Here is a 296-nt window from a genome sequence, read left to right as displayed (position 1 = left end):
TCCTGATGCTCATCGGCAAGTACTGCTTTAAACTGGTTTTGCAACCAGGTTCTAAAACCTACATCATGTGTGAGAATTTTTACCGCATGGACGAGAATATGGTCGTAATCAATAGCATTCAGCTCAATCATTCGTCTGTAGTAGACCTTCCAGATACAGACGCAATGGCTTAACAAGGCTTTCTCATCAAAAGTCAGGTTTGGGTTGGTTTTGGACTGGTGCTCGAACTCAGACTTAGGACCACGACCATAGGACAAGGATAGCCCCATGAAGTTTTGAACATACTTTGCACCACC

1 protein-coding gene is annotated in these 296 nt (G+C 43.9%); it reads right to left on the bottom strand.

The genetic code is table 11. The features are described from left to right. The coding region (locus IQR33_RS02395; protein WP_193843477.1) for a UvrD-helicase domain-containing protein at positions 1-296 on the bottom strand (296 nt) is incomplete at both ends.

Origin of the sequence: Vibrio sp. OPT46 (genome assembly GCF_015163535.1) — a bacterium.
In the GTDB taxonomy this organism is placed as follows: domain Bacteria; phylum Pseudomonadota; class Gammaproteobacteria; order Enterobacterales; family Vibrionaceae; genus Vibrio; species Vibrio alginolyticus.
This window is presented reverse-complemented; position numbering and strand designations above follow the sequence as displayed.